26 protein-coding genes and 1 other RNA gene are annotated in these 26454 nt (G+C 72.5%); 11 read left to right on the top strand and 16 right to left on the bottom strand.

Features of this window, described 5'->3' with window-relative positions:
• The first annotated feature begins 265 nt into the window (after positions 1-265).
• On the top strand, positions 266-1081 hold the full coding sequence (locus LXM90_RS06010) for an inositol monophosphatase family protein (protein ID WP_056531692.1): 816 nt from the start codon (positions 266-268) through the stop codon (positions 1079-1081).
• Between the two features lie 33 nt (positions 1082-1114).
• Here LXM90_RS06010 and LXM90_RS06005 read toward each other — a convergent pair whose 3' ends face one another.
• Positions 1115-1351 carry an AsnC family transcriptional regulator gene (locus LXM90_RS06005; RefSeq protein WP_091679178.1) on the bottom strand — a complete coding sequence of 79 codons (237 nt, stop codon included), beginning with the start codon at positions 1349-1351 and terminating at the stop codon, positions 1115-1117.
• Positions 1352-1567: 216 nt separating this feature from the next.
• Complete coding sequence (locus LXM90_RS06000) at positions 1568-1777, bottom strand: cold-shock protein (RefSeq protein ID WP_012322269.1); 210 nt, start codon at positions 1775-1777, stop codon at positions 1568-1570.
• Positions 1778-2094: 317 nt separating this feature from the next.
• On the opposite strand from LXM90_RS06000, the gene LXM90_RS05995 reads away from it, so the two are divergent.
• The gene (locus LXM90_RS05995) at positions 2095-2484 is read left to right on the top strand and encodes a hypothetical protein (RefSeq protein WP_020090673.1); all 390 of its coding nucleotides are present in this window, start codon (positions 2095-2097) and stop codon (positions 2482-2484) included.
• Between the two features lie 30 nt (positions 2485-2514).
• On the opposite strand, the gene LXM90_RS05990 is transcribed toward LXM90_RS05995, so the two are convergent.
• Complete coding sequence (locus tag LXM90_RS05990) at positions 2515-2718, bottom strand: hypothetical protein (RefSeq protein ID WP_012322267.1); 204 nt, start codon at positions 2716-2718, stop codon at positions 2515-2517.
• Positions 2719-2884: 166 nt separating this feature from the next.
• On the opposite strand from LXM90_RS05990, the gene LXM90_RS05985 reads away from it, so the two are divergent.
• Entirely contained in the window at positions 2885-3463 is a 579-nt protein-coding gene (locus tag LXM90_RS05985) for a type 1 glutamine amidotransferase domain-containing protein (protein WP_234082044.1), read from the top strand.
• A 33-nt stretch (positions 3464-3496) separates the two neighbouring features.
• Here LXM90_RS05985 and LXM90_RS05980 read toward each other — a convergent pair whose 3' ends face one another.
• Both LXM90_RS05980 and LXM90_RS05975 read right to left on the bottom strand, forming a co-directional pair.
• Positions 3497-5161: a calcineurin-like phosphoesterase C-terminal domain-containing protein gene (locus LXM90_RS05980; protein ID WP_234082042.1), complete on the bottom strand. Its 1665-nt coding sequence runs from the start codon at positions 5159-5161 to the stop codon at positions 3497-3499.
• Positions 5162-5376: 215 nt separating this feature from the next.
• Entirely contained in the window at positions 5377-6675 is a 1299-nt protein-coding gene (locus LXM90_RS05975; protein ID WP_020090677.1) for a L,D-transpeptidase family protein, read from the bottom strand.
• A 229-nt stretch (positions 6676-6904) separates the two neighbouring features.
• Here LXM90_RS05975 and LXM90_RS05970 point away from each other — a divergent pair, with 229 nt between their 5' ends.
• The 5 genes from LXM90_RS05970 to LXM90_RS05950 all read left to right on the top strand — a co-directional run bounded on the left by LXM90_RS05970 (position 6905) and on the right by LXM90_RS05950 (position 11667).
• Complete coding sequence (locus tag LXM90_RS05970; RefSeq protein WP_234082040.1) at positions 6905-7282, top strand: hypothetical protein; 378 nt, start codon at positions 6905-6907, stop codon at positions 7280-7282.
• Between the two features lie 42 nt (positions 7283-7324).
• On the top strand, positions 7325-8299 hold the full coding sequence (locus tag LXM90_RS05965; RefSeq protein ID WP_234082037.1) for a DUF1775 domain-containing protein: 975 nt from the start codon (positions 7325-7327) through the stop codon (positions 8297-8299).
• Positions 8300-8336: 37 nt separating this feature from the next.
• Positions 8337-8777 (top strand): hypothetical protein, encoded by a 441-nt coding sequence (locus LXM90_RS05960; protein ID WP_234082034.1) that lies wholly within the window; start codon positions 8337-8339, stop codon positions 8775-8777.
• A 44-nt stretch (positions 8778-8821) separates the two neighbouring features.
• On the top strand, positions 8822-10957 hold the full coding sequence (locus tag LXM90_RS05955; RefSeq protein ID WP_234082031.1) for a TonB-dependent receptor family protein: 2136 nt from the start codon (positions 8822-8824) through the stop codon (positions 10955-10957).
• Positions 10958-11136: 179 nt separating this feature from the next.
• Complete coding sequence (locus LXM90_RS05950) at positions 11137-11667, top strand: DUF1465 family protein (RefSeq protein ID WP_020090682.1); 531 nt, start codon at positions 11137-11139, stop codon at positions 11665-11667.
• 66 nt (positions 11668-11733) lie between these two features.
• Here LXM90_RS05950 and LXM90_RS05945 read toward each other — a convergent pair whose 3' ends face one another.
• Together LXM90_RS05945 and rpmE are read right to left on the bottom strand one after the other, a co-directional pair.
• A complete protein-coding gene (locus LXM90_RS05945; RefSeq protein WP_042674923.1) occupies positions 11734-12516 on the bottom strand; it encodes a MetQ/NlpA family ABC transporter substrate-binding protein in 783 nt (260 codons plus the stop codon).
• 364 nt (positions 12517-12880) lie between these two features.
• The gene (rpmE, locus tag LXM90_RS05940) at positions 12881-13129 is read right to left on the bottom strand and encodes a 50S ribosomal protein L31 (protein WP_012322259.1); all 249 of its coding nucleotides are present in this window, start codon (positions 13127-13129) and stop codon (positions 12881-12883) included.
• A 240-nt stretch (positions 13130-13369) separates the two neighbouring features.
• Between rpmE and LXM90_RS05935 the strand changes: the two genes are divergently transcribed.
• Positions 13370-15214 carry an ABC transporter transmembrane domain-containing protein gene (locus LXM90_RS05935; protein WP_234082028.1) on the top strand — a complete coding sequence of 615 codons (1845 nt, stop codon included), beginning with the start codon at positions 13370-13372 and terminating at the stop codon, positions 15212-15214.
• A 72-nt stretch (positions 15215-15286) separates the two neighbouring features.
• Here the strand turns inward: LXM90_RS05935 and LXM90_RS31875 are convergent, their stop codons facing one another.
• The 7 genes from LXM90_RS31875 to LXM90_RS05900 form a co-directional block, all read right to left on the bottom strand.
• Positions 15287-15733 (bottom strand): methyl-accepting chemotaxis protein, encoded by a 447-nt coding sequence (locus LXM90_RS31875; RefSeq protein WP_267965782.1) that lies wholly within the window; start codon positions 15731-15733, stop codon positions 15287-15289.
• A 279-nt stretch (positions 15734-16012) separates the two neighbouring features.
• Positions 16013-17026 carry a peptidoglycan -binding protein gene (locus tag LXM90_RS05925; protein ID WP_020090686.1) on the bottom strand — a complete coding sequence of 338 codons (1014 nt, stop codon included), beginning with the start codon at positions 17024-17026 and terminating at the stop codon, positions 16013-16015.
• Positions 17026-18015, bottom strand: a complete 990-nt coding sequence (locus LXM90_RS05920; RefSeq protein WP_234082025.1) for a MotA/TolQ/ExbB proton channel family protein — start codon at positions 18013-18015, stop codon at positions 17026-17028. The genes LXM90_RS05925 and LXM90_RS05920 overlap by 1 nt, the downstream gene beginning before the upstream one ends.
• A 206-nt stretch (positions 18016-18221) precedes the next feature.
• Positions 18222-19040 carry a TIGR00282 family metallophosphoesterase gene (locus LXM90_RS05915; RefSeq protein ID WP_012322254.1) on the bottom strand — a complete coding sequence of 273 codons (819 nt, stop codon included), beginning with the start codon at positions 19038-19040 and terminating at the stop codon, positions 18222-18224.
• 3 nt (positions 19041-19043) lie between these two features.
• The gene (locus LXM90_RS05910) at positions 19044-19661 is read right to left on the bottom strand and encodes a 5-formyltetrahydrofolate cyclo-ligase (protein WP_234082022.1); all 618 of its coding nucleotides are present in this window, start codon (positions 19659-19661) and stop codon (positions 19044-19046) included.
• Positions 19651-19807, bottom strand: a non-coding RNA gene (ssrS, locus tag LXM90_RS05905) — 6S RNA. The genes LXM90_RS05910 and ssrS overlap by 11 nt, the downstream gene beginning before the upstream one ends.
• Before the next feature lie 69 nt (positions 19808-19876).
• Entirely contained in the window at positions 19877-20131 is a 255-nt protein-coding gene (locus LXM90_RS05900; protein WP_020090689.1) for a hypothetical protein, read from the bottom strand.
• 434 nt (positions 20132-20565) lie between these two features.
• Between LXM90_RS05900 and LXM90_RS05895 the strand changes: the two genes are divergently transcribed.
• Both LXM90_RS05895 and LXM90_RS05890 read left to right on the top strand, forming a co-directional pair.
• Positions 20566-22671 carry a GumC family protein gene (locus LXM90_RS05895; RefSeq protein ID WP_234082020.1) on the top strand — a complete coding sequence of 702 codons (2106 nt, stop codon included), beginning with the start codon at positions 20566-20568 and terminating at the stop codon, positions 22669-22671.
• On the top strand, positions 22668-23966 hold the full coding sequence (locus LXM90_RS05890) for a VpsF family polysaccharide biosynthesis protein (RefSeq protein WP_056531666.1): 1299 nt from the start codon (positions 22668-22670) through the stop codon (positions 23964-23966). Before LXM90_RS05895 ends, LXM90_RS05890 begins: the two co-directional genes overlap by 4 nt.
• 35 nt (positions 23967-24001) lie before the next feature.
• Here the strand turns inward: LXM90_RS05890 and LXM90_RS05885 are convergent, their stop codons facing one another.
• Both LXM90_RS05885 and LXM90_RS05880 read right to left on the bottom strand, forming a co-directional pair.
• Positions 24002-25246 (bottom strand): glycoside hydrolase family 5 protein, encoded by a 1245-nt coding sequence (locus tag LXM90_RS05885; RefSeq protein WP_234082017.1) that lies wholly within the window; start codon positions 25244-25246, stop codon positions 24002-24004.
• Positions 25240-26424: a DUF1972 domain-containing protein gene (locus tag LXM90_RS05880; protein WP_026604548.1), complete on the bottom strand. Its 1185-nt coding sequence runs from the start codon at positions 26422-26424 to the stop codon at positions 25240-25242. Before LXM90_RS05880 ends, LXM90_RS05885 begins: the two co-directional genes overlap by 7 nt.
• Positions 26425-26454: the final 30 nt, after the last annotated feature.

Raw genomic sequence — 26454 nt, 5'->3', positions numbered from 1 at the left:
TGGACAGCGCTGTCATTTGCGGAATGCTCAATGCTTCCTTGAATGCTCAACGTTTCCTTGCGCAGATCGGTCGTTATCGATCGATCAACCAGCATCCTTGTGGCGCTGCGGGCGCCGCCGTACAACGGGGCGACCGGGCGCGCGATCCTCCGCGCCGGGTCTTCTCAGCCCGACCGGGTGAGCCCAAGCGGGCCCGGACGTCCGCCCGCCGGACGGGCGGGCCGGCGGGGCCCTCGCGGGCCGCACGGATTCCACGCGGAGCGCGATGCCAGAGCCTCTCACCGACGATGCCGTATCCGCCCTGATGCCGGAGCTGCGCGCCGTGATGCGCGAGGCCGCCGACATCGCGCGGCCGTTCTTCAGGCTCGGCGGGCAGACTTCGGCCCGCATCTGGTCGAAGGCCGGCGGCTCGCCGGTGACCGAGGCGGACGTCGCGGTCGATGCCTTCCTGAAGGTGCGTCTGAGCGCCCTCGTGCCGCGGGCGGCATGGCTGTCGGAGGAGACCGCCGACGACCCGGCGCGCCTCGGCCACGACCTCGTGTGGATCGTCGATCCGATCGACGGGACGCGGGCGTTCCTGTCGGGCCATCCGGACTGGTCGATCGCGGTGGCGCTCCTGTCGGGCGGCGAGCCGCTGATCGGCTTCGTCCACGCGCCGGTGGGCGACGCGGATTACGAGGCCGTGCGCGGGCGCGGCGCGACGCGGAACGGCGAACCGATCCGCGTCGATACCAGGCAGAGCCTGCCCGGCGCCCGCGTCACCGGCCCGAAGCCGATGCTCGACCGCCTGGCCCGGGGCGCCGGAGCGGACCCGGATTTCGAAGTGATCGCGCGGATCCCGTCCCTCGCCCTGAGGCTCGCCCGCGTGGCGGACGGGACGGTCGATATCGGGATGATTTCCGGGAATGCCCGCGACTGGGACTTGGCCGCCGCCGACCTCGTTCTGCGCGAGGCGGGCGGCGTGGTCTGCGATTTCTCCGGGGCTGCGACGCCGTACAATCGCGCTGACCCGGTGCACGGCGAGTTGCTTGCCGCGCCGGTGGGTCTGCGCGACCCGGTGCTCGCCGCCTGGGACCGCTGAGGCCGAGGCCCCGCGTGTCCGCGGCGAGCGGCCTCAGGCCGTCGCGGTCTCGCGGATCTTCACCGCGGCGGGCGCGAGCCCGAGACGCTCGGCGAGATGCCAGTGCAGTTCACGCGGGGAGTGGTAGTTGTAGGACCGGTCGATCAGGTCGCTGAGATCGGCCCCGGTCTGGTCCGCGGTCTTGGCCCGCGCCAGCTTGCCGACCCGGAAGGTCGGGGCATCGGTGACGGGGGAACGGACGCCGCGGCGCCGTGTGTACTCGAATAACATCACTGTCTTTTCTTTTCTGGACCGGACGTTGGCTGCGCCCGGCGTCGTTTCTGGGATATTGCCTCCGACGCGACCGGAACCCTGGCAGTCTCGCCCGGGCAGGCAGCGTCGGAAGGGGGAACCGCGTCTGGCGGCCGCTTCATGCGCCACCCGCAATCCTCAGTTGCACACTTCGGCGCACTGAGGGCGCGGGAGGCGCCTCGGAACCCGCGACGGTCAGGCCGCCTGCAGGTTGCCGGCGGCGTCCTTGCCGCTGCGCTTGTCCGTCAGGATCTCGTAAGCGATCCGCTGGCCTTCGATCAGGTTGCGCATCCCGGCGCGCTCGACGGCCGAGATGTGGACGAACACGTCCTTGCCGCCATCGTCGGGCTGGATGAAACCGTAGCCCTTGGTCTCATTGAACCACTTCACAGTGCCGGTATTCACGTAGTGTACCTCGTTCGTCCATAGGCCATCCGCGCGGCACGAGGGCCGCGTGATGCACCACGGTCTTTCTGGATTTGGCCAGTGCGGCGGGGCGCGAGTCGCTGAACCTTGAACAGCGTCAGCCTCGGTGGATAAGCCCCCCGAGGACGTATTTAGGCGCAGGCTGCGGCCGCAACAAGGCATGGGCGGCGTATCATCTGCGTCGCAGGCCGGGATCGGGAGGGGGCCGAGCGGCACCGCCCCCTGTGATTCCGGGCATTCACGATGCATATACGGAATGCGCTCAAGCAGTTAAGGCGCGTGGCTCTGGACGATACATGGCAGGCATCTCGGTCTCGCTGGACGGTGCGAACATCCAGCTCTCCTTCCAGAAGGACGATCAGGCGACGGCGGTGGTGATGGATGCCCGCGCCGCCCGGGCGCTAGTGCGCGCCGTCGGGCAACTCCTCACGGCGATCGACGATACGGACGAGCCCGACATGGCCGACGAGATGGGCGACGAGGAGGTCGCCATGCTCGACGTGACGTCGTCGGCCATCGAGGTCGGTACCGACGACGAGGGCCAGGCGGTGGTCGCCCTGCAGGCCGGCGCTCTGCCGCCGTTCCAGCTCCGCCTGACGGACGAAGAGGCCCGCCACGTCGTGACGAGCCTCTCCGAGATCCTCAATGCCCCGCGCGACGTGCGGACCTCGCACGGCGGTCACTGACGGCCGGGCGCTCGGCCGTCGCGGGCGCCGTCACATGCGCGTCCCGGGATCCGTCGGCGTGCCGGGGAAGATGTCCGGCTCGGAGCCCGGACCGCCGGGTTCGCCGATCCCCGGATCGTTCACCGGATAGGGCGTGCGCGGGCCGGTCGGGCCGATATCGGGCTCCTCTTCGGGCGTCGGCGGGGGCGGCGGCAGGTCGCCGGGCGTGGGCTCGGGAAGGCCGGGATTGGCCATGACGCGACTCCTGATGGTTGGGATGGGGACCAACGGGCCGCCTTCCCCGGGGGTTCCGATCACCGGTCCGGGGTCCGCTCCCGGACGCGGCCGGGCGGCGGAGGGCCGCGGGAACGGGCGGCACGAGCCTCCGTTAGCCGGGCAGATCCCCCGACCGGAGACCACCATGCCCGACATCCGCCAAGCCAAGATCCTGATCCTCGCCACCGACGGTTTCGAGGAGAGCGAGTTGACCGTCCCGCAGGCCAAGCTGGCCGAGGCCGGCGCCGCGGTGACCGTCGCCGCCCCGCAATCGCGCCAGAGCAAGGGCACGATCCGCGGCTGGGACAAGACCGACTGGGGCCGGGAGGTCACGGTCGACACCGACCTAGAGCAGGTCGACTCGGCATCCTACGACGCCCTCGTCCTCCCGGGCGGCCAGATCAACCCGGACAAGCTCCGGCTCGAGCCCCGGGCCCTCGCCCTGATCAGGAGCTTCCTGACCTCCGGCAAGGTCGTGGCCGCGATCTGCCACGCCCCGTGGCTGCTGATCGAGACCGGCGCGGCCAAGGGCCGCGACCTGACCTCGTTCAGCTCGATCCGGACCGACGTGATCAATGCCGGCGGCCGCTGGCACGACAAGGACGTCGTGACCGACCACGGCATCGTCACGAGCCGCAATCCGGGCGACCTCGACGCGTTCTGCGCGAAGATCGTCGAGGAGATCCAGGAGGGCGGCCACGGCGCCCGCCAGCTGGCGGCGTGACCCGCGCGGGCGCCGGACGACCGGCGCCCGTGCTCAGCCGCGGCCGCGCTCGCCGGTGACTTCCAGCACCGTGCAGCCGCGGATCGGGCGGCCGTACTCGTCCGCGCCCTCCACGGTGACCCGGTGGGCGCCCGGCGCGAGGTCGTCCGGGAGCCGCGCCGTCCAGATATGGGTCGAGGGCACCGCCTTCACCCAGCTCTTCTTCGTCTCCGGGTAGCGCTCGTAGAGCTCGGTGACGAACGGGTCGGGGCGGCGGGCGCGCGCCATCGGCCGGGGCGTCGCGTCCCCGACCCGGAACGCGAGGCGCGTGCGCGGGCCGCCGTCGAACACGTTCACCACCAGGGTCGTGTCGGCGAGCGCGTCCTGCGGCACCGGCGGCCGGAGCCCCTGCACCGGCCGGGTCCAGCGCACCACCTCGGGCGCGCCGGCCCGCAGCTCGCTCTCGAACAGGATCCGCATGGTCTCGTCCGGCTGCCCCTGCGCGGCGACGTAGCGCGTCGTGTAGTCGGTGCCGCGGATCGACAGGACGTGGAACCCGTTCGGCGTGCCGTCGCGGCTGTCGGCCGAGGGGATGCCCGTGCGGGTGTCGGGACCGCTCCACCACGAGCCCGAGACGGCGGTGAGCACGTGATGGTGATGGCCGTCGGCGAGGTAGTGGTGCTCGGTCGTGTGGGTGTGGCCGGCGAGGCTCAGCACCTTGCGGCCGGCGAGCAGGTCGAGGAGCGCGGCGCGGTCCGTGGTGTGGGTGCGGGGCTCTTCGGGGCCGGTCTCGGTGTGCAAGGGGATGTGCATGGCCAGCACGATCAGGTCGTCCCGCGGGATCTCGGCCAGGAGGTTGCGCAGGAAGGCCAGGCCGCGGTCGCCGATCCGGCCCCGGTAGGTGTTGGCGCCCACCGGCACCGGCGGCCCGAGCCACTCGACGTTGTCGAGCATCACGAACCACGCCCGGCCGTGCCGGAACGCGTAGGTCGGCGCGCCGAACACCCGCTTCCAGGTCTCGCGGCTGTAGCGCGCGTCCGGCGCCTGCATGTTGAGGTCGTGGTTGCCCGGCAGGCTGTACCAGGGCAGGCCGATCCGCCCGACGATCCGGTTGGACCGGCCGTAGAGCGAGAGATCGTCGAACAGCACGTCGCCTGTGGTCAGGCCGAAGGCGGCCGGGATCGCCATGGCGCGGGTGACCGCGGTGTCGCGCACGTGGTCGAGTTCGAACCGGCTCTCGGGCTGGGGATCGGTGAACAGCACGACGTCGAAGTCGTCCGGCTCGTCCGCCCGGGTCAGGGTGAAGTCGATCGAGGCCGGGAGCGGCCCGGTGGGCGCGAGGCCGCGGTAGCGCAGGCCCAGCTCGGCGGGCGTGCCCCCGGGCTGGTGGATGTAGGAGTGGCGCGGCACGTTGTCGGCGTCGCGCGGCAGGGCGTAGCCCGGCGGCTTGATGACGAAGACCGCGCCGTCGCCCGACATCGGCAGGCGGTATCGGCCCCGCTCGTCGGTCCGCGCGATCTCGCGACCGTTGGACACCAGCACGCCCGGCAGCGGGACCGGGTCCCCGCCGGCCGCGTCGCGCGCGGAGACAATCCCGGTGGCCTCGGCGGCCTCGGCGGGCTCCTGCGCACCGGCCCGGCCCGCGACGAGGCCGAGGGCGGCGGCGCCCGCCATGGTGCTCCGGCGGGTCAGGCCTCCGGGCTGGGTGTCGCGCGACATCGATGGCTCCTGCACGGCTTCGCGGCGCGGCGTCCCGCGGGAGGCCGGCAACCGGCATCCGGGACGCTGCCTGCGCGGCCAACCAGACGCGTTTGACTTCCGGATGACAGGCGCGGCCCCGAACGCGCGAGGCCCGCGCCTCGGCAGAGGTGCGGGCCTCGGATCGGGTTCGACGGGCGGGCGTCGCTGGGAGCGGCCGGCGCCCGCGGGTCCGACTACTCCTCGTCGCCGGGCTCGAAGGTCTGCGGCATCGGCTCGGCGCTGGCGACCGGGGTCGGCGCGCCGATGGTCGAGGGCACGTTCACGCCGTCACGCTTGTAGATGTCGTCGCGGAACTGGACGATGCCGTCCGGGGTCGACCAGGCGGTGATGTAGGTCCAGTAGACCGGCACCGGCTGGGAGATGTTGGCGTCGATGCGCTTGCCGCTCTCGATCGCCTCCTCGACCTTCTGACGGTCCCAGCCGGGCGTGTCCTTCAGCAGCCACGTGATGTACTCGCGCACGTTCTGCACGCGCACGCAGCCTGAGGAGATGAAGCGGAAATCGTCGCCGAACACGCCCTTGGTGTTCGTGTCGTGCATGAACACGCCGTAGGGGTTCGGGATGTTGATGCGGACGATGCCCATCGAGTTGAAGTCGGCGCCCGAATCCTGCCGGTAGGTGTAGCGGGTGCCCTCGTCCGAGAACCAGTTCACCGACTTCGGCGAGACCTCGGAGCCGTTCGACAGGATCCGGATCTTGTTGTCCGTGAGGTAGTTCGGATCCTTCTGCATCTTCGGGATCAGGTCCTTCTTCACGATGGAAGCCGGGACCGTCCAGGTCGGGTTGAAATTGATCTGCGTCGCCTTGGTATTCATGATCGGCGACTGGCGGTCGATCTTGCCCACGCCGGCGGCGTGGAGCGTGACGACCTGACCGTTCTCGACCGTCTCGACGAGCGCGGCCGGGATGTTGGTGATCACGAAGCGCCGGCCGAGATCGCCCGAGTAGGAGCGCAGGCGCACGACGTTGATCTCGAGCTGGCGCAGACGCACGTCGGCGGGCACGTTCATGGCCTGCTGGGTGGCCATCGTCATCGCGCCGGTCTGGCTGAGGCCGTGCCGGGCCTGGAACCGCTTCACGCCCGCGGCGACGTACGAATCGTACACGCCCGAGCCGCCCGCGGCCGGATCGAGGTCGCCGGTGACGATCAGGCGCTGGCGGATGGCCGCCACGGCCGGGCCGCGCGAGCCGATCCGCAGGTGGTCGGCGCCGGAAACCTGCCGCCAGCCACCGCGGGCGACGATGTCCTTGTAGCGCTCCACCATCTGCTCGGTGGACGTCACGGTCTGGGGCGAGAGGATCGGCACCGTCTCGCGCTGCACCTGCATGCCGGCGGGTGAGGCGTAGTCCTGCGCCCACTCGGCCTGGGCATAGTTGCCCTGATCGCGGGCTTGGGCGCCGCCGATGCCGAGCGCGCCGAGGGCGGCGACGCCGAGGATCGCGGGGAACCGGTTTTGTGCCTTCTTGCGCATCGGTCGCTGGCTCTGGTCCGGGGTTCGTCAGGTCGTGACGGGAGCGGATTGTCTCGGGCGCCACGGTGTCGGGATGGCGTTAAGACTCCCTATCGAAGGGGCCGGAATGTGGCATCGCCGTGCGCCAGCGCACGCGGCGTCCGTCTGCGGCACCCTGGCAACAGCCATCGCCGCGCCGGTGTGGCAGGGATGCCATAGCGGTCCGGTTCGGACGGCGCGCGGGAGCAGCATGGATTCGGGCGAGGCCCTTTCGGATCGACGTGTCGGGCCGGCCCTGCGGGCCGTCGTCGCCCTGCTGGCGCTCTACGCCCTGCTGCTCCAGGCCTTTCTCGGCGGCCTGATGCCGGTGCCGGCGGCGACCGACGGCCTCTGCGCGCAGCATGCCGACGCGTCCGCTCCATCGGGCGCGCCCGTCCCCCACGACCACGGCGATTGCTGCACGGCGGCCCAGGCCACCGGCCCGGCGCTCCCGCCGCGCCCCCCGTCCGTCGGCTTCCGATGGGTCGCGACCGCGGACCTGCGGCCGGCCTGGCCCCTCAACCGGAGCGTCGGCGCCCGCGCGCCGCCCGGCACCATTGCGTCCCCGAGGGGGCCGCCGACCGCCTGAGCGATCACCACCTCTCGGATCCCTCAGGACGGATGTATTCCCATGAAGACCCTTGTCTCGGCCGCCCTCGGCCTCGGGCTGCTCGCCTCCGCGGCGCAGGCCCACGCGGTGCTGGAACGCAAGCAGGCAGCCCCCGGCGCCTCGTATCGCGGCGTCGTCCAGATCATGCACGGCTGCAACGGCAAGCCGACGACGCGCGTGAGCGTCACCATCCCGGAGGGCCTGATCGGCGCCAAGCCGATGCCGAAACCCGGCTGGACCCTCGCGACGACGCGCGGACCCTACGCCAAGACCTACGCGACCCATCACGGCACGGCCGCGGAGGGCGTGACGTCGATCACGTGGAGCGGCGGCTCCCTTCCGGACGATCAGGTCGACGAGTTCACCTTCCTGGCGCAGGTCGCCGGCACCTTCGAGCCCGGCGCGACCGTCTACGTCCCGGTCCAGCAGGATTGCGCGGAGGGCAGCTATTCCTGGTCGGAGATCCCCAAGGCCGGTCAGGACGCCCACGACCTGAAGGCGGCCGCGCCGTCCTTCCGGATCGTCCAGGTCGCCCAGGCGGGCGGCGCGCCGGCCGCGGGGACGGCCGCGGCCGCGACGACCGTGAAGGCCGCTGACCTGACGATCGAGACGCCGTGGCTGCGCGCCACGCCGAACGGCGCCAAGGTCGCCGGCGGGTACGTGCGCATCACCAACACGGGGAGCGTCCCGGACACGCTCACGGGCGCCACGGTGCCGTTCGCCAAGAGCAGCGACATCCACTCCATGTCGATGGAGGGCGGCGTCATGAAGATGGCGCCGGTCACGAACGGCCTGACCATCAAGCCCGGCGAGACCGTGGAGCTGAAGCCCGGCGGCTATCACCTCATGTTCGAGGACCTGACCGGCGCGCCGAAGGCGGGCGAGACCGTCGCGGGGACGCTCACCTTCCAGCGCGCCGGCGCCGTGCCGGTGACGTTCACGGTGGCGCCGATCGGCGCGGGCGCGCCGGGCGGCCAGCACCAGCACCAGCACTAGCCGCCCGGGACGGAGCTTCGGCCGCCGGGCGACAGCCGTGACGCGAGCAGATCCACGAGGCCGGGCCGCCGCGGCGCCCGGCCGTCGCGGCCGCGCGGACCTTCGGGTCGCCCCCGCGGGGCCGGCGCGGGCGCTCGCCCGGATCGTGGCGCTCCTCGCCCTCTACGCACTGGCGCTCCAGGGCGTCCTCGGCGGCCTGGCCTCCGCCGCCGCGGGGCCGGACCACGTTCTCTGCCTCGCCGACGGCGGCCCGACCGATCCGGCACCGGCCGGCAAACAGCTGCCGGCCCCTCACCGCGGGGATTGCTGCGTCGCCTGCCACGCGGCCGGGCCCGCCACCCTGCCCGCGCCGTCGACCGTCGCCGCCGTGCCGGTGGCCCGACCCGCCGCGGCCGCCGCCGCCCGGCCGCGGCGCGTCGCCCTCCCGCGGGCGCCCCCGCGTCCCGGCCTCGGAGCCCGCGCCCCGCCCGTCGTCTGACCGATCGCCCCGCCTTCCCGATCGCCAGACACGGATCCCACACCATGCCCCGCCAGTTCCGGGCCGGCCGACGCGCCGCGCTCCTGCTGTTCACCTGCGCGACGCCGGCCGCGGCCCAGGCACCGTCCGCCGCCTCGGTCACCCTGTCCGAACTCAGCGTCGTCGGCGCCGCCGCGACGGACGCGCCGTCGCACGAGACCCGCGGCTCGCTCTCGGTGCCGAGCGTCGACCGCCAGAGGGCCGCCCTCGCGGGGACCGTCGGCTCCGTGGCCTTCGTCGACACCGCGGCGCTCCAGGACCGCTACACCAACACGCTCCGCGACGTGCTCAAGGACGTGCCCGGCGTCTACGTGCAGGAGCGCTACGGGCAGGAGCTGCGCCTGTCGGTCCGCGGCTCGGGCATCGCCCGCGCCTTCCACCTGCGCGGGCTGGAGCTACTGCAGGACGGGATCCCGCTCAACCTCGCGGACGGGAGCGGCGACTTCTATCAGGTGGACCCGCTCGCCCTGCGCTCGGTGGAGGTCTACAAGGGCGGCAACGCCCTCACCTTCGGGGCAACGACGCTCGGCGGCGCCGTCAACGCCGTCACGCCCACGGCCTACACCGCGCTGGCGCCCAACATCCTGCGGGTCGACGGCGGCAGCTTCGGCACGATCCGCGAGCAGGCCCAGATGTCCCGCATCGACGGGCCGCTCGACGGGCTGGTCAACGCGACGCTGACCAATTCCGACGGGTTCCGCGCCCACGAGGCCCAGGCCACGAAGAACTTCAACGCCAATATCGGCTACCGGATCGCCCCCGACATCGAGACCCGCTTCTATCTCGGCACCTACCTCACCGATCAGAAGCTGCCGGGCACCCTGACCCTCGGCCAGAGCCTCTCGACCCCGACGCTGGCCAACCCGACGGCGATCACCGGCAACCAGTCCCGCAAGGTCGAGACGGAGCGGATCGCGAACCGCACCTCGTTCCTGCTCGACGTGGGCAAGCTCGACGTCGACACCTGGGCGATCCACAAGAGCCTGTACCACCCGATCTTCCAGGCGATCGACCAGGACGGCTGGACCTACGGGATCAGCCCGCACTGGGCCGGGACCTTCGATCTCGGCGGCTTCCGCGACGACGTGGTGCTGGGCCTGCGCGCCTTCGCGGGCCAGAACTCCGCGCTGCAATTCGTCAACGTCCGCGGGCAGCGGGGGGCGCAGACGCTCAACGCCCTCCAGAGCGCCTCGAGCCTCGAGGCCTACGGCGAGAATCGATTCTGGTTCCTCCCGGACGTGGCGCTGATGACCGGCGCGAAGGCGTTCTCGTCGAACCGGACCTTCAGCGACAAGGGCGGGCTGCCGGGCAACCCGAACCCGCGCTTCGCCGACGTGACCTATGCGGGCGTCAACCCCAAAGTCGGCCTGCTGTGGCAGCCGCGGCCCGACATCCAGATCTTCGGCGACGTCGTCCGGTCCCGGGACGTGCCGGACTTCTCCGACCTCGTGCAGCAGAACCTCTTGAGCACGACCTTCGTGCCCCTGCGGGCGCAGCGCGCCTGGACCTACGAGGCCGGCGCCCGCGGCCGCGTCGACCGCCTCGCCTTCGACGTGACGCTCTACCGGTCGGACCTGCGCGACGAGCTGATCAACTTCGCGACCAATCCCGGCCTCAACATCCCGGCCGCCACCTTCAACACCCCCCGCTCCGTCCACCAGGGCGTCGAGGCGGCGCTCACCCTGGACCTCGCCCGCGACCTCGCGGCGGCGGGCGACGGGCTCAGCGTGACCCAGATCTGGACCCACAACGACTTCCGGTTCGTCGGCGACCCGGTCTTCGGCAACAACCGCATCGCCGGGATCCCGGCCGACGTGCTGCGCACCGTGATGAGCTACCGGCACCCGCGCGGCTTCCACGTCGCGCCGTCGCTCGACTGGGTGCCGCAGGGCGCCTTCGCCGATCACGCCAACACCCTGCGGGTGCCCGGCTACGCCCTGCTCGGCGTCGAGGCCGGCCTCGATCTCGCCGACGGCGTCGCCCTGTTCGTGGATGCCCGCAACCTCACGAACGCCCGCTACGTCTCCGACATCGCCGTGGTGGCCAACGCCGCCGCGACGGCGGGCGGCCCGGCCGCGCTGGCCGCCTTCTATCCCGGGAGCGGCCGCAGCGTCTTCGGCGGTATCCGCGCCTCGTTCTGAGCGCGGGTGCCGCCATCCGCGGCACTTCTCCAGATCCCGGGCGGCGGGTTAAGGTTAAAAAAACATGAACCCTGCTGTCCGGGCCAATCGGCGCTAGGATTGCGGCGTCGTCCGAAAGCCACGGACGGAGCGTCCCGGATCGGAACGAGCCGGGCCGTCGGACGGCACAGGAGAGGCAGATGAACGGCTTCGATGTCACGTTCCGGGACGATCAGGACTGGGTCGATTTCGGCAGGTCCTACGTCAACTCGGAAGCCTTCAAGGCGCTGTTCCGCGACGGGATGACCCTGGTCGAGGAGACGGCCGCCTATCTCGACGGCGAGGGCCGCGACGAGTCGCGCCTCGTGTCCCGGGACGCGACGCTCAGCTACGCGGCCGAGAGCATGCGCCTGACCACGCTGCTGATGCAGATCGCCTCGTGGCTGCTGGTGCAGCGCGCCGTCGCCGAGGGCGAGATGACCCCGGCCGAGGCCCTCCTGGAGAAGCACCGGGTCAAGCTCGGCACCGCCGAGCCGCCGAAGCAGCAGGATTTCAACCTGCTGCCGATGCGCCTGCAGCAGCTGATCCTCCGGGCCCGGCGCCTGCACAGCCGCATCCTGCACCTCGACGCGCTGATCGCCGAGGACCGGCCGACGCCGCAGCCGGTGGAGAGCCCCGTAGCCGCGCAGCAGGGCCTGCTGCGGATGGCCTTCCGCATGAGCGAGGGCTGAGCGAGGGCCGGGCGACGCTCCGGGGAGCGCCGCCGCCGCGCGTGGCCGGCGTCCCGGCCCCGACGCTCAGAACGCCGGGAACTGGCCCGGGAACTGCTCCTTCAGGATCTGGCGGATCGCGTCGTTCTGGAACGCGTGGACCAGCTTCGGCACCCAGGGCTTGCCCGTGTCCGCCTCGCGGACGACGATGACGTTGTTGTAGGGGTTGTCGACCTTGGACTCGATCGCGATGGAGTCCTTGCCGGGGATCAGGCCGGCATCGACGGCGTAGTTGGTGTTGATCACCGCGGCGTCGAGATCCTCGAGGCTGCGGGGCAGCTGCGCGGCGTCGACCTCCTGGAACTTCAGGCGCTTGGGATTGTCGACGACGTCGAAGACCGTCGGCAGCAGGCCGACCCCGTCCTTCAGGCGGATCAGCTTCTCGGCCTGCAGCAGCAGGAGCGCCCGGCCGCCGTTCGACGGGTCGTTCGGGATGCCGACCAGCGCGCCGTCCTTCAGGTCCGCGACGGCCTTGACCCGCTTGGAGTACAGGCCGATCGGCGTCACGATCGTCTCGCCGACGGGGACGATCCTGTAGCCGCGCGCCTTGACCTGGTTGGCGAGAAACGGCTTGTGCTGGAAGGCGTTGGCGTCGAGGTCGCCGGACTGGAGCGCCTCGTTCGGCAGCAGGTAGTCGGAGAACACCACCAGGCTGATGTCGAGCCCGTCGCGGGCCGCGATCTCCTTGGCCTTCGCCCAGAGGACTTCGGCATCCCCGCCCATGATGCCGACCTTGATCTTGTCGGCGGCCAGGGCCGGCGCGGCGGCCAGACCGACCAGGGCGAGGACCAGCAGCAGAAGACGTCTCATCGTATCTCGATCCTAGCAGTGCGTCCGGAGAGCCTTGGCCCCGGACAGGCAGCGGCGCCCGCCTCGGCTCCGGCGCGGGGTCCGGGCGAAGCGCGGGTGACCGGAGCAGGATACGACGGCCCGGCCGCGCTTTGAATGAGCGGGCAGCGGCCGATCCGGGCCACGGGAACCGCGGGCGCGGCCCGTCGGGGAAGACGCATCTCCGCTCGCGCGCCCGGACGCGCGGTTCGCGTCGCGGTCCCGCCGATCTTCGCAAACCCGTCCTGTGGATAACGCCCGCGGCCGCGCGCCGCCGCGCACGAAAACGGGCGGCCCCGCCAGGGACCGCCCGTCTCGTACAGCGTCGCCGTGACGGCTGCGGCGCTCAGCGCTTGCCGAGGTTGCCGAACCGCGAGTTGAAGCGCGACACGCGGCCGCCGCGGTCGAGCATCTTCTGCTCACCGCCGGTCCAGGCCGGATGGGTCAGCGGATCGATGTCGAGATTGAGGGTGTCGCCCTCCTTCCCGTAGGTCGAACGGGTCTGGTACTCGGTACCGTCCGTCATCACGACCTTGATGAAGTGGTAATCGGGGTGCTCGGTCCCCTTGGCCTTCGCGGCCGCGTCCTTCGCCATGACCTTGGTCCCTGTCTGGCACGCCGGCGGGAAGCGCAGGAGGCGCCGCCCGGCCCGGAATGCGGAAGATGTCACCGGTTGCACCGAACCATGGGTTCGTGGCAACGGCACGTCCAAGCCGACCGTGGTGGCGGCCCGCGGCCATTGAACACACGCAATCGGATGAGCGGCGGCCTATACCGCAGCCGCTCCCCGGTCACAAGCGCCGCGGACCGGGAGAACGACAACACGTGAGGCGTGATGGCCCGTAAGACCAAGGCGGCCGCGGCCGGCCGACCCAGAGCCCCGCTGAGCGCCCTCCGGCCGCTCCTCCCCTTCGCGCTGCGCTACCGCGCGCGGATCGCCGCGGGGCTCGTCGCCCTCATCTGCGCGTCGGCCTCGACGCTGGTCGTCCCGATCGCCATGCGCCGGGTCATCGACCACGGCTTCACCGCCGACGGCTCGAACGTGATCGACGCCTACTTCCTCGCCCTGCTCGGGGTCGTCGCGGCCTTCGCGCTGTCGAGCGCGGCCCGCGTCTACACGGTGGTGACGCTGGGCGAGCGGGTCGTCGCCGACCTCCGCAGCGCCGTCTTCGCGCGGCTGACCCAGCTCGATCCGGCGTTCTTCGACCGGGCGCAGTCCGGCGAGATCGTCTCGCGGCTCACCGCGGACGCGACGCAGATCAAGTCGGCCTTCGGCGTCTCGGTCTCGATCCTGCTGCGCAACCTGTTCCTGTTCGTGGGCGCCACCGCCATGATGGTGGTGACGAGCCCGCGCCTGTCGGTGATGGTGCTGGCCGCGATCCCGATCATCGTCTTCCCGCTGATCGTGTCGGGCCGCGGCGTGCGCCGGCGCTCCCGGGCGGCCCAGGACCGGCTCGCCGAGGCCTCGGCCTACGCCGCCGAGGCGGTCGGGGCGGTGCGGACGATGCAGGCCTTCGGCCGCTCCGACTCGACGGCGGCCCGGTTCGCGGCGGCCTCCGAGGAGGCCTACGGCGCCGCCCAGGCCTCGATCCGGGCCCGCGCGCTGCTCACCGGCGTCGCGATCTTCCTGATCTCGGCCTCGGTGGTCGGGGTGATGTGGTACGGCGCCCAGGGCGTCCTGAACCACACGATGACGGGCGGCGAGCTCTCGCAGTTCGTGCTCTACGCCGTGTTCGGCGCCGGCGCCCTCGGGCAGCTCTCCGAGGTCTACGGCGACCTCGCCATGTCGGCCGGCGCGGCCGAGCGGCTCACCGAGATCCTCGCCGCGGAGCCCGCGATCCGCGCGCCGTCCCCGGCCCTGCCGCTGCCCGAGCCGGCCCGGGGCGCGGTGGCCTTCGAGGACGTGCGCTTCGCCTACCCCACCCGCCCGGAACACGCCGCCCTCGGCGGGCTGAGCTTCGCGGCCGCGCCCGGCGAGCGCATCGCCATCGTGGGCCCCTCCGGCGCGGGCAAATCGACGGTGTTCCAGCTGCTGCTGCGCTTCTACGACCCGCAGGGCGGCCGGATCGTGGTCGACGGCGCCGACATCGCCCAGGTCGATCCCGAGCGCCTGCGCGCCCGCATCGCCCTGGTGCCCCAGGACCCCGTCGTGTTCTCCGGCACCGTCACCGAGAACATCCGCTACGGCCGCCCGGAGGCCGGCGAGGCGGAGGTCCGGCGCGCGGCCGAACTCGCCAACGCGCACGGCTTCGTCTCGGCCCTGCCGCAGGGCTACGCGACCCAGGTGGGCGAGCGCGGCGTGACCCTCTCGGGCGGCCAGCGGCAGCGCATCGCCATCGCCCGGGCGATCCTCAAGGACGCGCCGATCCTGCTCCTCGACGAAGCCACCTCGGCCCTGGACGCCGAGTCCGAGCGCGCCGTCCAGGCCGCCCTCGCCACGCTGATGCATGGCCGGACCACGCTGGTGATCGCCCACCGGCTCGCCACGATCCGCGCCGCGGACCGCATCCTGGTCCTCGACGACGGCCGCATCGTCGAGACCGGAACCCACGAGAGCCTGCTGGCTCAGGGCGCGCTCTACGCCCAGCTCGCGAACCTGCAGTTCACCGACGCGCTGGACGAGACGGCGCGGGGCAAGGAGCCCCGCAGCCGGGGCGAGCGCCTGCCGGTCGCCGAGTAGCCGGGCCGCGCCCGGAGCCGCCCGGGCCGGCGCCCGTCCGCGCGACGGATCGCCGGTGCGGGGTGCGCGGCCTCAGTGCGCGGACGCGGCCTGGCGCTGCCCCCGGGTCGCGGTATCCTGCGCCCGCTCCGCCGCGGCCTGGATCTGGCCGACCTGGGCCACGATCGTGTCGGTCGCCCGCACCATCTGCCCGGCCAGGTCCCTGACCTCCGCGGCCGCGGCCGCGAATCCCCGGCCCTCTCCGCCGTCGCGGGCCGCCTCGATCGCGGCCCGGAGCGCCATCAGGCTGGTCTGACCGGCGATGCCGGCCAGGAGGCCGGTCGCCGCGTCGGCCGCCGCCGCGGCGGACGCGGCGTCGTCCGCGGCCCGCACGCCCGCGCGCAGGTCCGTCAGCCCGTCCTCGAAGACCCGCACGGCCGCGGCGATCGCGCTGGCCTCGTCCCGCAGGGCGACGTGCGGACGGGGGTGATCGTCGGCTCCGGGCCGAACCGCGTTCAGGGACAGGCTGAGCTTCGACATCGATACGGTCTCCCTGGATCGTCCGCACCATGGGACGTCAAGGATAACGATGCGTTAATCCAGCAGAGCTGCGGCGCGCACAGGAGAAATCGGCGCCCGCCGGAACAATTACCGCCTATCTCTTCCGGCTTCTGGTGTTCGAAGCTCTCGTAAGACGATCGGATGCTGGCTTGATCGGCACATGCACCTGGGAATGCGGAGCGAGATCGCCGCGAAACTGGTCACCGGACGCGGGCCGCGCGCCGACACCCCCTGCGGCGCCGCGGCGGTCCGACAGCGCTAGCGCTCGGTGAGCTTCATCTCGATCCGGCGGTTGCGGGCGTAGGCTTCCTCGGTCGCCCCGGCTTCCAGGGGCTGGAACTCGCCGAAGGCGCCTGCCAGGAGGTGCTGCGGCGGGATCCCCTTGCCGGCGAGGAACTGCACCACCGCGATGGCGCGCGCCGCCGAGAGGGACCAGTTCGACGGGAACTGCGACGTGCTGATCGGGCGCGCGTCGGTGTGCCCGTCGACGCGGAGCACCCAGGGCAGGTCCGCCGGGATCTGCTTGGCGAGTTCCGAGACCGCGCCGGCGATGCGGTCGAGCTCCGGCCCGGCCTCGGGCTTGAGGGTCGCGGAGCCGGCCGGGAACAGCACCTCGGATTGCAGCACGAAGCGGTCGCCGACCACGCGGATGTCGGGCCGGTTGCCGAGGATCTGCCGCAGGCGGCCGAAGAAGTCGGACCGGTAGCGGGCCAGCTCCTGGACCTTCTGCGCGAGGGCGACGTTCAGCCGGCTGCCCAGCTCGGCGATCCGGGCCTGGGATTCCTTGTCGCGGCTCTCGGAGGCCGCGAGGGCGTCCTCCAGGGCTGCGAGCTGGCGGCGCATGGCGCTGATCTGCTCGTTGAGCAGGTCGATCTGGGACTGCGCCCGCCGGGTCGCGCCGCGCTCGGTCTCCAGCTGCTTGTCGAGGGTGCCCGCCGCGCCCTGGCTGACCGTCGCGGCCTCGGCCTGCACCTTGGCCCGGTCGCGCTCGGCCTCGACGCCGGCGAGCGTCGTGCGGAGATTGCGGGCCTCCTCCTCCTGGTTGCGGCGGTTCGTCCGCTCCAGGGCGAGGAGGTCGGTGAGGTCGGCGATCTGGCGGTTGAGCCTGGCCAGGGTCTCGTCCCGTCCGGTCAGCTCCTGCGACAGGAAGAACTGCCCGACCACGAAGACCGTGAGCAGGAAGACCACCGACAGCAGCAGCGTGGCCAGCGCGTCGACGTAGCCGGGCCAGACGTTGAGCGTCCGCCGGGTCCGGGTCGCCGTGGAGGCCACTAGACGCGCTCCCGGCCCAGCCGGTCCAGCACCTGCTTCAGCTCGCGCTCGCGGCTCGCCTGCGCCTCGACCCAGTCGCGGATCATCTGCTGCTCCGCGCGCATGTGCTGGACGAGGCCCTGGATGCCCTCGGCGAGGTTGGTCATCGCCTGGGTCGCCGCGCGGCTGCCGCCGCCCTCGGCCACCAGGGCGCTCAGGCGGTCGACCGCCTCCTTCAGCTCCTGCGTGCCGGCGGCCGGCCGCGCCGCGGTCGCCGCCGCCGCGACCGGCGCCGACTCCGGAGCTGCCGCGCCAGACATCAACCAGTCCTGCAACTCGTTGTGGAACCGGGCATGGGCCTGGCCCGCCTGCAGTTCCAGGAAGCCGGTGATCAGCGACGAGGCGAGGCCGAACAGCGAGGCCGAGAAGGCCAGACCGATGCCGGAGAGCGGCACCGCGAGGCCCGATTTCAGCTCGTCGAACATCACGCCGGCATCGCCGCCGCCGCGCATGCCCTTGATGACGCCGCCGACCGCCGACAGCGTGTCGATGAGGCCCCAGAAGGTGCCGAGCAGGCCGAGCAGGATCAGGATGCCGGAGATGTAGCGCAGGATCTCGCGGCCCTCGTCGAGGCGCACCGCGATCGTGTCGAGGTAGCCGGTCGTCCCCGGCAGGGTGGCTCCGCCGGCCCGCGCGGCGATCATCGGCGCCATCGGCGCCAGCAGGGCGGGCGGCTTCTTGACCTGCGCGCCGCCCGCGACGGCGTTGACGTAGGCGGTCTCGCGGAACAGCCGGACGACCTGCCCGAAGGCGATCAGGACGGCGATCAGCAGCACACCGAGGATGAGCCCGTTGAGCCCGGGATTGGCCAGGAAGGCCGGTGTGATCTGCCGGAACAGAATGAAGGCCAGGAAGCCTACAAGGATCAGGAAGATGACCATCCGCCCGAGATAGATCCCGGGCTGTGCCAGCGGCCCATTCTTGTCGTCGCCGGTTTCTCGGGCGGCCATCGATCGTTCTAGCCTGATCTCACCACGCGGCAGCCGGCCATCGGCGCCCCTCGGGGGCAGTGTGGGGGTAGGCCCGCACGCGATCAAGTCTCGGGAAGGTCATCGCGGAGCTATGCCCAGGCCGATCGAGACCAGTCCCGCACAAAAGGCTTAGCGGCCCGCGACCGCCTTACGCCAAACCGGCATCCACCGGGCCGGACAGGGCGCTAATCCCAGAAATGCGGCGCGGTCTCCTCGAGATTCGGCCCCAGGCGGAGGGCCGCGACCCGCGTGGCGAGGCCGCGCGCGTCCGTCTCCACCGCGATGCCGCACAGGGTGCCCTCGCCGACGGCGACCTCCCAGCGGGAACCGGGCGTCTTCTGGATCATGCGGCGGATCGGCTCGTCCTTCTGCATGCCGATCACCGAATCGTAATCGCCGCACATGCCGGCATCCGACATGTAGGCCGTGCCGCCGGGCAGGATCCGGTGATCCGCCGTGGGCGTGTGCGTGTGCGTCCCGACGACGAGGCTCGCCCGGCCGTCGAGGTAGTGGCCGAAGGCCTGCTTCTCGCTCGTCGCCTCGGCGTGGACGTCGACGATCACCGCGTCCGCCGCCGCGCCGAGGGGGCAGGCGGTGAGCTCGCGCTCCACCGCCGCGAAGGGGTCGTCCATCGCGTCGAGGAAGACCCGGCCCATCACGTTGACCACGAGGACGCGGGCGCCGCCCTGGGTCTCCACGACCGTGGCGCCGCGGCCCGGGGTGCCGGGCGGATAGTTCGCCGGCCGCACCAGGCGCGGCTGGCGGGCGATGAACACCATCGCCTCGCGCTGGTCGAAACTGTGGTTGCCGAGGGTGACCGCGTCGGCGCCCGCCTGGATCAGCTCGTCGCAGATCGTTTCGGAGATGCCGAAGCCGCCGGCCGCGTTCTCGCCGTTGACCACCACGCAGTCGAGGCGCCAGCGCTCCCGGAGCCGCGGCAGGTGCTCGCACACCACGGTGCGGCCCGAACGCCCGACGACGTCGCCGAGGAAGAGCAGGCGCATGGGTCAGGCGGTCCTGTCGCAGCGGATCACGCCGTCTTCGGTGATCACGAACTGGAGGGGGCGGTCGTGCGGCTCGGCCGGCACCCGCGCCACCTCCTGGGCGGCGAAGCCGATGCCGACGGTCAGGACGGGGTTCGTCCGGGACAGGCGCGCGATCGCGCCGTCGTAGTAGCCGCGGCCGTACCCGATGCGCTGCCCGGTCCGGTCGAAGGCCGCGAGCGGCACGATCAGCGCGTCGGGCTCCACCGGCGGCAGCGACGGGTCGGGCTCGCTGAGGCCGAACCGGCCGGCGACGAGGGCGTCGCCGGCGCGCCATTCCCGGAACACCAGGCCGTCCGGCGTGACGTGCGGCAGGGCCACGGCCTGCCCGCGGGCGCGCAGGCCCTCGGCGGCGGGCCGGGGATCGACCTCGCTGCGGATCGGCCAGAAGGCGCCCACGAGACGGGCCTGGGCGAGCTCGGGCAGCGCGAGGAGCGCGTCCCCGATCGCCGTCGAGGCCGCCTGCCGGGCCGCGGGATCGAGGGCATCGCGGGCGGCGAGGGCCGCGGCGCGGAGTTCCGCCTTGCGGGCGGCGTCCGGAGCCTCGGTGCCGGTTCTGGGAGAGGTCGGGTGCGGAGCCACGTGAGCCGTTGGAGGATCGATCCCGGGAAACCTACAGCGTAGGTGGGCGCCGTGTTGGCCAGGTCCAGGGACGAGGCCAGGGACAGCTCCCGAGGGAGTCGATAAGGCCCCGGGGATAGTGCTCCTGACGAACTCTGCAGCCCCGCTCCCATCATGTAGCGGTCCCGGCGCGTTCCCGCCAGGGCCGGGCACCGCAAAATCCGCGGGCCGGTCCGTCAGGCCGGCCCGCCCGGCCCATCCTTCGTCCCGGCGGCCCGCGCCCGGGCCACCGCCAGGATCGCGTTGCGGCCCTCCTGGTCGGCGATCGACTGCCACAGGCCGATCAGCTCGCTGAGCTCGGCCAGCGGGCGCGGCGCCGGTGCCCCGAAGAACGCGGCGAGCGGGACGCCGGTCGCGGCCGCGATCCGACGCAGGCGGGCGCTGGCGTCGCGCCGGCCGCCGCCCCGGTCCTCGACGCCGATCGCTTCCATGGCAGAGCACCTGAATTAGAGTACAAACCGCAGCTTGAAGCGATTGTTGCGTCTCGGAAGAGCCAATACAATTTATCCGATCGGGGAATAGAGCAGCCCGAAGGCGTTATCCACGCCGATGTCTGAACGTGTGGCTCGGGGTCGGAGGGCGCTGCGGCAGCGCGGCGTGCGGGATATCCGGACGGTCCCTCGGCGGCCCGCCGCGATGCGACGCCGCGTCCGCGTCGCCGACACGCTGCAGCAACACCGGGACCGCGATGAACGAGGCGTGCGCGGGAGCGCGCCGCGCGGATTTGATTTACCACGCTCCCAGTCATCCGGGCCGCTCCGGCGCGGATCGCGGTCCCGATCCATTGTCAGGAGGCTGCGCGACTCTTGCAGTGGGGAAGGCACCCGCGAGGGACCGACCAGGTTTGAGACGACGGTGACCGATCGTGGCACAGATCGACCATAACATCGCTGTCGCGACGTGGCTCACCCCCGTGCAGCCGGCCCATCCCGAGCGTCCGGGCCCCAACCGTCCCGACACGACGGCCGAGCTGGGCGACCTGTGGCGGATCCTGTGGCGGCGCAAGCGGCTGGTCTTCGGGACGGCGCTGCTCCTCGGCCTGCTCGCCCTCGCCTACGCGCTGATCACGCCCTCCCTCTACACCGCCACGGCGCAGATCCTGATCGATCCCCGCGACCGCCAGGTCGTCTCGAACGACGTCAACCCCGCCGGGCTGTCGCCGGACGGCGGCATCGCCCAGGTCGAGAGCCAGGTGAAGGTGATCGAGTCGGACGCCGTGCTGGGCCGGGCGGTCGATCAGGTCGGGCTCGCGACCGCGCCGGGCTTCGGCGCGCCGCAGGACGGCGTCGTCACGCGGGTCCTCGGCGAGCTCCGCGCGCTGATGGCCGGGCCGAGGGCGGAGCGGCCGGTCGACGCCCGCGGCCGGGCGCTGGACCAGCTGCGGCGGCGGCTCGCGGTCAAGCGCGCCGACAAGGTCTTCGTCATCGATCTCGTGGTCACCACGACGGATCCCGACCTCTCGGCGCGGATCGTCAACGCCATCGCGAGCGCCTACCTGACGGACCAGACCGACGCCCGCTCGGACGCCGCCAAGCGCGCCGCGGGCGAGCTGCGCGGCCGCCTCGACGAGCTGCGCAGCGCCGTCAACGCCGCCGACAAGAAGCTCGAGGATTACAAGGCGCGCAACGGCCTGATCGCGTCGAGCGGCCGGCTCGTGAACGAGCAGCAGCTCACCGACCTGAACGCGCGGCTGGTCGCCGCGCGCGCGCGGACCGCCGACGCCAGGGCGCGGCTCCAGGGGATCCGAGAGGCGCGCGGGCAGGCGATCGGGTCCGGAGCGATGCCGGAGGCGGTCCAGTCCTCGGTGATCGAGCGCCTGCGCGGGCAGTACGCGGAGCTCGCCGCCAAGGAGGCGGACCTGCGCACCAATCTCGGCGAGCGCCACCCGTTCATCGCCGCGGTGCGCGCCCAGATGCAGGACGTCCGCCGGCTGATCGACGCCGAGCTGAACCGCATCGCGGGCGCGGCGGAGACCGAGGCCCAGCGCGCCCAGGCCAACGAGCGGACCCTCGCGGCGGAGCTGGAGCGCCTGCAGCGGCAGTCGGCGGTGAACGCCCAGTCGTCGGTGCAGCAGCGCGAGCTCGAGCGCGAGGTCGACGCGGCGCGCTCGGTCTACAACGCCTTCCTGGTGCGCGCCCGGGAGATCAAGGAGCAGACCAGCATCGACAGCTCGAACGCCCGGATCATCACCGCGGCGCGGCCGCCGCAGGATCCGAGCTGGCCGCCGCGGCTGATCCTGGTCGCCGCCGCCCTCGCGGGCGGCCTCGGCCTCGGCGCGGGCCTCGCGCTGACGCGGGAATATCTGGCGCCGACCGTGCTCTCGCCGCGGCAGCTGGAGCGGCTGTCGAACGCCCCGGTGGTGGCCGTGCTGCCCGGCCTGCGGCCGCGGGGCGCGAGCGCGAGCGCCGCGAGCCTCACCCTCGACCACCTGGCCGCGACCTCCGGCAAGAGCGGCCACGCCCTGGCGCTGCTCGTCACCTCGGGCGAATCCGACGAGGCCGAGCGCCAGGCGGTGATCGGGCTGCTCGCCGCGGTCGCCGTCGCGCGCGGCGACCGCGTCCTGCGCGTCGACGCCGACCTGCGGGCGGACGGCTCCGGCACCGGCGGCCTCCTCGACGTGCTCCGCGGCGAGCAGAGCCTCAACGCCGTGACCCGGACGGACCCGGCCTCCGGCGCCCGCCGGGTCGGGCTCGGCGACACCGAGAAGCCCCTGCGCGATGCCCTGACCCCCGCCAATGTCGAGCGCTTCATCGCGGGCGTGAAGGGACGCTTCGACCTCGTGCTCGTCGACGGCGGCGTGCTGACCGAGAACCTGCGGCTCGGTCCCCTGGCGGCCGCCGCCGACCGGCTGCTGCTCGTCGCCTGCAACGGCGCGACGCGCCAGCGCGACCTGATCGACCTCGTCGACACGTCGGAGGCGCTGGGCCGGCCGATCTCGGGCTCCCTGCTCCTGACCCGGCGCAAGGCGTGAGGACCCTCCGGCAGACCGGCTTCGCGCGCCGCCACGATCCGGCGGCGCGCACGGGTCCGGTGCTGCGCGCCCTGCTGCGGGCGGAATCGGTGGCGCTGTCGGTCTGGGCCCTGCTCCTCGTCGGGGTCTCGGGCGGCCTCCTGTGGGTGCTCGGCCTCAATTACGAGGGGATCACCGGCTCGGCCGCCTCGAAGATCCACCCCGCCACCTACCTGGCGGTCGTCCTGATCGGCTGGACCCTGATGCGCGCGGGCAATCCGGTGATCCCGGTGGCCGGGGCGCTGAACAGGCGGCCGGCCAGCGTGCTCCTGGCCGCCTGCGGCGTGCTGCTGCTCGCGCTGATCGCGGCCCGGGGCGGCGCGGGCCTCGCCGGCTCCATCGACACCTTCGTGCTCGCCGGCCTCGTCCCGATCCTCCTGATGGATCGGGACGCCGAAACGCTCGGGCGGCTGGAGACGATCTTCCACCTCGTGATGCTCGCCAACGCCCTGCTCGGCCTGTTCGAGCTCGCGAGCGGCCAGCGCTTCTTCCCCTACCGGTTCGACGGCGTGGCGTTCGAGTCCGACACCCGCTCGGCGGCCCTCCAGGGCCACCCGCTGGCCAACGCGACCATGACGGCGTGCTACATCCTGGCGCTGGCCAAGGGCGGCGGCCGCCTGGCGCCGATGCCGCGCGCCGCCATGATCGTCCTCCAGCTCGTCGCCCTGGTCACGTTCGGGGGCCGCTCGGCCACCGTCACGACGCTGATCCTCGGCGGCGCTGTCGGGCTCGTGTCCCTGAACCGCACACTGCGCACCGGCCGCGTCCCGCTGGCGGCGGCGGCCTGCGCGTGCTTCGCCCTGACGCTGCTGCCCGTGCTGGTCGCGGTCCTCGCCTCGGCCGGGTTCTTCGACACCCTGCTGGACCGGTTCGTCTCGGACGGCGGCAGCGCGCAGGCCCGGGTCGACATGCTCACGGTGTTCGACGCGATCCCGTTCCGGCAGCTCCTGCTCGCCCCCGACTTCCTGCAGGTGAACACGCTGCGCCGGATCTACGGCCTGGAATGGGGCATCGAGAACTCGATCATCTCGGCCGTGCTCTACCACGGCATCCTGGTCACGGGGGTGCTGGTGATCGCGGTGGGGCTCTACCTCGCGGAGATCGCGCGGGATTGCCGGCGCGGCGTCTGGCTCCCGATCCTGGCCTTCGTGATCCTCGTGAACACGTTTGAGGGACTCGCCGGCAAGACGACCCTGCTCGCCAAGTTCGCCCTGATGCTCATCGTCCTGTTCCCGCCCCTTCCGCGCCGCGGCTGAGTGGGCGCAGTGCCGCGGATCGGTCGAGGGCCGCCTCAGGGCCGGGCCCGCAGCCCGAGCGCCGCGATCAGGGCGGGATCGGCGACGTGCGCGTCGTCCATGAGGCCGAGGCCGTCGAACAGGTTCCAGAACGACCACGCGAACCCGTTCGCCTCCGCCGCCAGCCGCACGTCCCGGATGTAGGCGGCCCGGTCCGGCGCCCGGGACGCCGTGAAACGGGCGTCGGTGCGCAGGGCGCCGAACTCGCCCATCAGCACCTGCCCGCGCGGGATCCCGTAGAGGTCCGCCCAGGTCGCGACCGGCGCCATCGCGTCGGCGATGTAGGCCGGGCCGGGCGCGGCCTCGAAATACGCGTGCAGTTTCGCCTCGATCACCGCGCGGTCGCGCGCCTTCTCGGCCTGCGGCACCGTGCGGTCCGTCTCCATGCGCGCCCGCACCGCCGCGAGGGTCTCGCGCAGCGTGCCGCGGCTCCCGGGCCAGGGCACGGCGGTGAGCCAGCGGTAGAACGGCTCCTCGGTGAGCCAGGTCGCCCCCTGGTGGGAGAACAGGTACGGCTCGTAGAAGTGGAATGTGTAGAGGAGCGGCGCGAACCGCGCGAGCGCGGCCGGATCGAGAGCCGTCAGGCCGGCGACGAGGCTGCCGCAGGAGCCGGTCGCCACCAGGGTGAGCGCCGGCGCGGCCGCGCGGGCCGCGGCCAGGAGCCCGTCCTGTACCCGGTTCCAGGCGCCGCCGCCGCAGGCCTGCGGCGGCTCGTTCACCGGCTCCAGGACCACGCGGTCCGTGCCCTTCCGCGCGCACAGGCGCGCGAGGTCTCCGACGAGGTCGCGATAGGCCGCGAAGAGCGGCGCCCGGTCCGAGCCGTAGAACGCGTCGGGCGTGTAGTGGTGGGTCGCGGCGTTCGCCTGGACATTGACCAGGACGCGCAGCCCGGCCGCCAGCGCCGCGTCGACGGCCTCCGACAAGGTGCCGAGGAGTTCGGCGCGCCGCGGCCCCGTGAAGGCCACGAACGGCCCGGGATCGAGGGGCAGGCGCACGAAGTCGAAGCCGAACCCGGCGATCCGGGCGAGGTCGTCGCGGGTCGGCACCGGCCGGCCGGCCTGGAAGGGCGGCCACGCGTAGTCGGTCCGCGGGGGCGGGTACTCGGTGGTCAGCGAGAACCAGGGCCAGAGGGCGATGCCGCGGCGCAGGGTGACCGGCGCGGGACTACCCTGGACAGGCCGGACACCCGCACCCGCCGCGAGGACGCCGGCCAGCACCGACCGGCGGCTGGGGCCTACCATCCCGGACCGGCCGTGGCGCTGACGGGCGCTGCCGCGGCGGCGCGCGCCGCGTTGTCCGGGGCCGGCGGGTAGCCGCCGACACGGCGCAGCGCATCTTCGTACGAGGCCAGCACGGTATCCCAGCGGAACTGCTCGGCGCGCGCCCGCGCCGCCGCGCGGGCCGCCGCGACCGCGGCCCCGTCGGAGAGCACACGCTCGATCGCCGCGGCACAGCTGTCCGGATCCGAGAAGTAGAACTGACCGTCGCCAGCCGTGCCCCGGTTGAACGGATTGTCGTGGGCGACCACGGCGTTGCCCGCCCAGAGCGCCTCGACCAGCGACGGGTTGGTGCCGCCGACGGTGTGGCCGTGGAGGTAGGCCCGCGCGTGGACCCGCAGGGCCTGGACCTGCCCGGGCTCGTAGATGGCCCCGGGGAACAGCACCTCCGGCGAGGCGGCTGCCTCCACGGCGCGATGGTACGGGTTGCCGACCCGCAGCGTGCCGAGCACCACCAGCCGCACGCCGCGGGCACGGCGCGAGAAGGCCTCGACGAGCGTCAGGATGTTGTTGTCTGGCTCGATGCGGGCGATCGAGACGAGGTAGCGGTCGGGCTCGAGGCCGAGGGGCGGCGGTCCGACATCGGCCGCCGGGGGATCGCCGCCGTACGGGATGGTCGCGATGGCGCCGCGCGGCCTGCGACGGGCGAGGTGGTCGGCGATGACGGGATGGTCCGCCACCAGCCGCTGCGAGGACCACGCGGCGATCCACTCGCTGACGTAGAAGAAGGCGCGCACGGGCAGCGACCATTTCGGACGGCGCCACTCGATCCCGTCCATGTTGGTCAGGATACGCCCGCCCCGCGCCCGCAGGTAGGGCAGGAATGCGGCGCCGTTGTAGCCGAGCACGAGGCAGACGCCGCCGCGGGTCGCGGCGTCGTGGGCGCAGATCGCGTCGAAGGCGAGCGTCGCGACGGGACCGCGCAGGCCGATCTCCACGGTGATCAGTTCGACGCCGTTCCAGGTGCTCCGCACGATGCGGTCCCGCACCGCCTCGACATCCCTCTGGCAGTACACGCCGACCTGCCAGCCGCGTTCGACCAAGTAGAGCGCGAGACGTTCCGCGAAAGTCTCGAAACCACCGTGGGCGGCCGGGATACCGCGCGTTCCGAGAATAAGTAGTTTCGGTGCGCGGTCAGGCATGAAACTTCCTTTCCAATGTGTCGGCCCTAT

Source organism: Methylobacterium oryzae (genome assembly GCF_021398735.1).
Lineage (GTDB): Bacteria > Pseudomonadota > Alphaproteobacteria > Rhizobiales > Beijerinckiaceae > Methylobacterium.
This window is presented reverse-complemented; position numbering and strand designations above follow the sequence as displayed.